The sequence below is a fragment of the Streptomyces sp. NRRL WC-3626 genome (genome assembly GCF_000718785.1).
Classification (GTDB): Bacteria; Actinomycetota; Actinomycetes; order Streptomycetales; family Streptomycetaceae; genus Streptomyces; species Streptomyces edwardsiae.
The window spans coordinates 1-231 of the sequence record NZ_JOCA01000086.1 but is presented as its reverse complement, the minus strand read 5'-3'; the positions used below and the strand labels follow the sequence as shown (position 1 = coordinate 231).

The 231-nt window shown below is 61.5% G+C and carries 1 protein-coding gene; it reads left to right on the top strand.

Annotated features, from left to right (window positions below; translation table 11 throughout):
- On the top strand, positions 1-231 hold a 231-nt coding region (locus IF28_RS0135930; RefSeq protein WP_030229684.1), incomplete at both ends, for a DUF475 domain-containing protein.

The window sequence follows — 231 nt, the reverse complement described above, 5'->3', positions numbered from 1 at the left end:
CTCAGTGACAAGGACCGTTACCAGGAACTCGTCACCGACGCCCACCCGGCGATCGCCGCGTTCGGTGGCATGTTCCTGTTGATGATCTTCCTGGACTTCATCTTCGAGGACCGGGACATCAAGTGGCTGTCCTGGCTGGAGCGGCCGCTGGCCAAGCTCGGCAAGGTCGACATGCTGTCGGTCTGCATCGCGCTGATCATCCTGCTGATCTCGGCCATGACCTTCGCCACC